The organism is Streptomyces boluensis (assembly GCF_009908195.1).
In the GTDB taxonomy this organism is placed as follows: domain Bacteria; phylum Actinomycetota; class Actinomycetes; order Streptomycetales; family Streptomycetaceae; genus Streptomyces; species Streptomyces boluensis.
Map to the genome: position 1 here is coordinate 1 of NZ_JAAAHS010000420.1, position 6,125 is coordinate 6,125.

General features: G+C 71.0%; 5 protein-coding genes. 3 read left to right on the forward strand and 2 right to left on the reverse strand.

Features of this window, described 5'->3' with window-relative positions; all coding sequences use genetic code 11:
- The first annotated feature begins 87 nt into the window (after positions 1-87).
- Entirely contained in the window at positions 88-1,509 is a 1,422-nt protein-coding gene (aspA, locus tag GUY60_RS32605; RefSeq protein ID WP_161704464.1) for an aspartate ammonia-lyase, read from the forward strand.
- 135 nt (positions 1,510-1,644) lie between these two features.
- Here aspA and GUY60_RS32610 read toward each other — a convergent pair whose 3' ends face one another.
- Positions 1,645-2,265 carry a TetR/AcrR family transcriptional regulator gene (locus tag GUY60_RS32610; protein ID WP_161704466.1) on the reverse strand — a complete coding sequence of 207 codons (621 nt, stop codon included), beginning with the start codon at positions 2,263-2,265 and terminating at the stop codon, positions 1,645-1,647.
- Positions 2,266-2,384: 119 nt separating this feature from the next.
- On the opposite strand from GUY60_RS32610, the gene GUY60_RS32615 reads away from it, so the two are divergent.
- Together GUY60_RS32615 and GUY60_RS32620 are read left to right on the forward strand one after the other, a co-directional pair.
- Positions 2,385-3,884 carry an APC family permease gene (locus tag GUY60_RS32615; RefSeq protein WP_161704468.1) on the forward strand — a complete coding sequence of 500 codons (1,500 nt, stop codon included), beginning with the start codon at positions 2,385-2,387 and terminating at the stop codon, positions 3,882-3,884.
- A 7-nt stretch (positions 3,885-3,891) separates the two neighbouring features.
- Positions 3,892-4,776 carry a carbon-nitrogen hydrolase family protein gene (locus GUY60_RS32620; protein WP_161704470.1) on the forward strand — a complete coding sequence of 295 codons (885 nt, stop codon included), beginning with the start codon at positions 3,892-3,894 and terminating at the stop codon, positions 4,774-4,776.
- A 29-nt stretch (positions 4,777-4,805) separates the two neighbouring features.
- Here the strand turns inward: GUY60_RS32620 and GUY60_RS32625 are convergent, their stop codons facing one another.
- On the reverse strand, positions 4,806-6,122 hold the full coding sequence (locus GUY60_RS32625) for a hypothetical protein (protein WP_161704472.1): 1,317 nt from the start codon (positions 6,120-6,122) through the stop codon (positions 4,806-4,808).
- Positions 6,123-6,125 lie beyond the last annotated feature (3 nt).

Genomic DNA, 6,125 nt, shown 5'->3' on the forward strand with positions numbered 1-6,125 from the left:
CCTCCTGCGCTACTGACGCGCTCACACCACGCCCCTCACCGCCCGAATTCTCATGTTTTCTCCACCCTTAAGGAAACCGCTGTGCCCATGACTGCCTCCCATCGCCGCGAGCACGACCTGCTCGGTGACCGGGACGTGCCCGTCGACGCGTACTGGGGCATCCACACCCTGCGCGCCCGGGAGAACTTCCCCATCACCGGTACGGCGATCTCGGCGTACCCCCACCTGATCAACGCCCTCGCGGCGGTCAAGGAAGCCGCAGTGCGCGCCAACGAAGACCTCGGGCTGCTCGCCGCGGACAAGGCCGATGCCATCGCCGCCGCCTGCCGGGAGATCAGGGACGGCAAGCTGCACGAGCAGTTCGTCGTCGACGTGATCCAGGGCGGCGCCGGCACCTCGACGAACATGAACGCCAACGAGGTGATCGCCAACCGGGCCCTGGAGATCCTGGGCCACGCGAAGGGCGACTACCGGCATCTGCACCCCAATGAGGACGTCAACCTCAGCCAGTCCACCAACGACGTCTACCCGACCGCTCTCAAGGTCGCCACGGTCAGCGCCGTGCACGGGCTGCTCGACGCGATGGCCGTGCTGCGCGACGCCTTCGGCGCCAAGGCGGAGGAGTTCCGCGACGTCCTGAAGATGGGCCGCACCCAGCTCCAGGACGCGGTGCCCATGACGCTGGGCCAGGAGTTCTCCACGTACGCGGTGATGTTGGAGGAGGACCGCAGCCGGCTCTCCGAGGCCGTGCTGCTCGTACACGAGATCAACCTCGGGGCGACCGCGATCGGCACCGGCCTCAACGCCCCCGCCGGCTACGCCGAAGCGGCCCGCGGCCATCTCGCCGAACTCACCGGCCTGCCGCTGGTGACCGCCGCCAACCTGGTCGAGGCCACCCAGGACTGCGGCGCGTTCGTCCACCTCTCCGGTGTGCTCAAGCGCATCGCCGTCAAGCTCTCCAAGAGCTGCAACGACCTGCGCCTGCTGTCCTCCGGCCCGCGCGCAGGGCTCGCGGAGATCAACCTGCCGCCGGTGCAGGCGGGTTCCAGCATCATGCCCGGCAAGGTCAATCCGGTGATCCCCGAGGTCGTCAACCAGGTCGCCTTCGAGGTGATCGGCAACGACGTCACCATCACGATGGCCGCCGAGGCCGGGCAGCTCCAGCTCAACGCCTTCGAGCCGATCATCCTGCACTCCCTCTCGGAGAGCATCACCCACCTGGGCGCCGCCTGCCGCACCCTGGCCGAACGCTGCGTATCCGGCATCACCGCCAACACCGAGACGCTGCGCGCGACCGTCGAGAACTCCATCGGTCTGGTCACCGCGCTCAACCCGCACATCGGCTACACGGCCGCCACCGGCATCGCCAAGGAAGCCCTCGCCACCGGCCGCGGCGTCGCCGAACTCGTCCTGGAAAAGGGCCTGCTCCCGGCCGACCGGCTCGCCGCTCTGCTCCTCCCGGCCCAGCTCGCCGGTACGGGAACGGGCCTCGCCGGGGCAACCACCTGATACCGGTGACGAGTTGAGCCCGAACTGACGGACAAGATTTCCGTACGGTCGCCGTATGACGGGGCGCCGCCGGTGTACCAGGAGGTCTCACGCCTCCCCGCACCGGCGGCCGACCGCACCGTCTCGCGGCCCGCCTCAGGCGCCGTCGGCCAGGTCGTGGCCCGTGACCGCGCGGGCGTAGGCGTGCAGAGCGGTGAGCACTTCGGCGCGGGAGCGGCGGCCGGCGAGGACCTCCATCTGGTAGCCGTCCTCCATGGCGACGAAGCTGGCGGCGAGCAAGCGCGGCGGATCGTGCAGCGTGAAGTGCCCCTGGGCCTGCCCCAGGACCAGAATCCCTGAGTACACAGCGATCTGACGCTCCGTCAGCGCACTGTCAAGGGCCGCGGTCTTGGCGTCGCGCAGGCAGCGGGGCCAGTACTCGAAAAGCAGCCGGGTCAATGTGTCGTCGGGCCCGCTGGCGACCCCCTTGTCGATGCAGGCTTCGAGTTGGCGGCGCGCGTCGGTGAACTGGTTCGCGGCCCTTTCGCGCTCCTGGCTGTAGCGCTCGATGGCCTGCTGGTAGGTGGCGTGGACCAGAGCGTCCAGGTCGCCGTAGTAGAGCACCGCGGCGGGGGTGACCCCCGCCTCCTCCGCGACATCGCGCAGCCGTAGGCCCTCAAGACCGCGCGCCACCAGGGCGCGCTCCACCGCCTTGCCCAACTCGGCCCGGCGGGCCTCCTTGCTGCTGCCCTTGCTGTTGCCCTTCTTAGCGGCCACGCCGATCTCCCCACAACCCCGTTGCATCGAGATTTAACAATATCCCGATCGCTATTGACGGGCCAACGGCCCACGTCTTAAATCTCCGTTTAACAAACCTGCGGCCAACGGAGGCACCCATGCCCAACCCCACCGACGCCGAGGCCAGAACGGGACCGGCGACCGCCCCGGGCAAGGGACTGCGCGGGGGCTCCGTGGGGCTGCTCGCCGCCGTCACGCTCGGGCTCTCGTCGGTCGCCCCGGCCTACAGCATCGCCGTCACCCTCGGCTTCGTGACCTTGACCGTGGGGGATCTCGCGCCGGCCGCACTGCTGCTCGGCTTCGTCCCGATCCTGCTCACCGCGTTCGCCTTCCGTGAGCTGAACCGCGAGATGCCGGACTGCGGGACCACCTTCGTGTGGACCACGCGGGCGTTCGGGCCGCTGACCGGCTGGCTCACCGGCGGCTGGGTGGTGCAGGTCGCCACGTTCATCGCGATGACGGCCCTCTCCCAGGTCGGCGCCACCTACCTGCTCCAACTGCTCGGCCTGCGCGCCCTCGCCGACAGCGGCCTCGCCGTGACGATCACCGCGGTCGCCCTGCTTGCGGCGGTGACATCGATCGCCTACCGGGGCCTGCACCTCGCGGCGTCCGTCCAGTACGTACTGCTCGGACTGCAACTGACCGCCCTGCTCGGCTTCGGGGCCGCCGCGTTCGCCCGTCACGGCGCCGCCACCCCGTCCCTGGCCTGGCTCAACCCCTTCGCCTTCGACGGTTTCGGGCCGTTCGCCGAGGCGGTGATGCTGTGCCTGTTCATCTACTGGGGCTGGGACGCGCTGATCACCGCGAACGAGGAGACCCGCGACGGGGGGCGTGTCGCCGGACAGGCCGCCGTCATCTCCACCCTCGTACTCCTCGGGACCTATCTGTTCACGGCCTTCGCGGCGATCAGCTTCGCCGGCACCGGCACCGGCGGCACCGGGCTCGGCAACCCCGACAACGCCGCCGACATCCTGTCCACGCTCGCCTCACCGGTCCTCGGCCCGGTGCTCGCCAAGGTGATGCAGCTGGCCGTCTGCGTGTCCGCCGTCTCCGCCCTGCTCACCTGCCTCGTCGGCTCCTCCCGCGGCACGCTGTCCATGGCCGCCCACGGCGCCCTGCCGACCGCCTTCGCCCGCATCCATCCCCGGCACCGCACCCCGGGCTTCGGCACCCTCTTCGTCGGCGCGACCGCCGCTTGCCTGCTCGTCCTGCTCACGCTCGTCTCCGCCGACTTCCTCGGCGACGCCATCCTGTGCATCGGGCTGCTGATCGCCTGCTACTACGGCACCACCGCACTGGCCTGCGTCTGGTACTTCCGGGGGCGCCTTCGCAACTCGCTCCGCGACCTGCTGCTCCGCGGCGTCCTGCCCCTGCTCGGCGGGCTGACGATGCTGGCCGCCTTCGCCCGCAGCGCCCACGACATGTACGACCCGGCCTACGGCAGCACCTCCTTCCACGGCATCGGCGGAGTCTTCCTCCTGGGCGCCGGTTCCATCGCCACCGGAGCCCTGGCCCTTGCCGTCGCCCGCACCCGCTACCACCGCTTCTTCCGCGACGGCCGCACCACGGTCGCCGAACTCACCATCACCGAGGACTGAACCACCCATGCGCACGCTCACCATCGCCGCCATCCAGACCGCCCCCGTACCCCACGACCTCGAGGCGACCTGGCAGCGCTTCGCCGACCAGGTGCGGAGCACGCACGACCTGTTCCCGCATGTCCAACTCGTCGTCGTACCCGAGCTGTTGCTCGCCGCCGAGGGCGCCCTTCTGCAGCCGGCCGCCGCCGACTGGATGGAACAGGCCGCCGTCACGATCCCCGGCCCACTCACCGACCGGATCTGCGCCCTCGCCGTGGAGACGGGCCTGTGGCTCGTCCCGGGCAGCGTGTACGAGCGCGCCGAGGACGACGGACACATCTACAACACCGCCCTGGCCATCTCACCTCAGGGCGAGATCGCCGCCCGCTACCGCAAGGTCTTCCCCTGGCAGCCGTACGAGAGGACCGCCCCCGGCCACGAGTTCACCGTCTTCGACATCCCCGGCGCCGGCCGGGTGGGCCTGGCCATCTGCTACGACGGATCCTTCCCCGAGACGGTCCGCCAACTCGCCTGGCTGGGCGCCGAGATCGTCCTCCAGCCCACCCTCACCCCCACCCGCGACCGCGAGATGGAGCTGGTCTGCGCACGCGCCAACGCCTGGACCAACCAGGTCTACGTCGTCAACGTCAACGCCGCCGACCCGGCCGGGGTCGGACAGAGCACCGTCGTCGACCCGGAGGGCATCGTGCGCCAACAGGCCGGCCCCGGCGAGGAGATACTCGTCGACGTCCTCGACCTCGACACCATCACCCGGGTACGCGCCTACGGCTCGGCAGGTATCAACCGCCCCTGGAGCCAACTCGCCCGCTACGGGGAGTCGGTGAAGCTCCCGATGTACGGCGGCGGAGGATTCCGCACGCCGGAGTGGCTCAAGGGCGAGACCCCCTGACAACTCCCGGTGCCGCCGGCGGCTCGGGCTCACGCGAGCAGTAGCGCCAGGCCGCCCACGGTGTACGCGACCATCAGGCCGAGCAGGGGCAGTTGCCCTGCCACCGCCCGGCCCGGTGGGAAGAGGCGGACCGAGCGGTCGTGGGCGGCGATCACACCCAGGACATGCCCCGCCACGATGGCGAGGACCTGGAGGGCGGCCAAGCCGCCCGGATCGAGCGGGGGTTGGGGCGCGGCCGCGTTGTCAGTGCCGGATGCCACTATGACGGTACGTGGTCCTTCCGTGACGAGGAGTGTGAAGTAGTGGGCGACGAGATAGCCGAGGGCGATCGGGACGAGTGAGTGGGCGAACGCCGTGAGGGGGTGCGGCAGTTGTCCGGAGATGAGGCGGTTCGCGCCCGCGCACAGGCCGTACAGGGCGGCGACGAGCGCGATGGCACCGAGCAGGCCGAGCGTCGCGGTGGCGGTACGGCCGAGGGGTGAGGTCTGGACCGTGTTGATCCACGAAGGCGTGCCGGAGAAGCCGTCGTAGGCGGTCGAGCCGAGCAGCACGCAGACGGTGGCGACGAGGCCGGGGGCGGCCGGGGTCGCGTCGAGACCGTGCAGGGGGTTACGCAGGACGAGCCGGCCGTCGCGGCGGCGGCCGAACGGGGAGAGGCGGGCCAGGAGCGTCGAGTACGCCTCGAAGGCGTCGCCTTGCGCGAACCAGCGACTGCCGTGGCGGGCGGCTGCGGCGAGTTGGGCGGCGGCGTAAGTGGCGAGGAAGACCAGCAGGGCGGTCGTGGAGGCGGGCTCCGGGGCCGCGAGCTCCAGCCAGGTGAAGGCGAAGAGTCCGGTCGCGGCGGGCCACATGCCCAGGCGTACGGGCAGCGGGCGACCGGCGGCGGGGTCGCGGCGGGCGGCGCGGCAGGCGAGAGCGTGGAGTGTGCGCAGCGGGTTGAGCATGCGCCATACGGGGCCGAGGAGGAGCGACGCGGGGACGAGGCCCACCCAGAAGAGGACGTAGACGGTGCCGGGGGCCGGATTGCGGTCCGGGTCGTCCGGGCCGAGGAGGAGGTGCAGGACGACGAACAGCGCTGCGGCCAGGCCGAGTCCACGCAGGGCGGCGCGGGTGGCGCGGGCGTCGGCGAGCGCCTGCAGCCTCGCGGGCAGGGCCACGCCCGAGCGGTTGCCCCGGAAGCGGGAGGTGGACCAGAGCAGGCCAAGGGCGAGGAAGGAGATGAGGAGGGCGGCGAAGGCTCCGGCGTAGGCGTAGAAGGGGGAGATCGGCAGGTCGTGCTGCGAGCCGACGCCGTGGGCGAGTTGGAGGAACCCGAGGTCGGGGGCGGGGTCGGGGGCGTTGAGTATGGG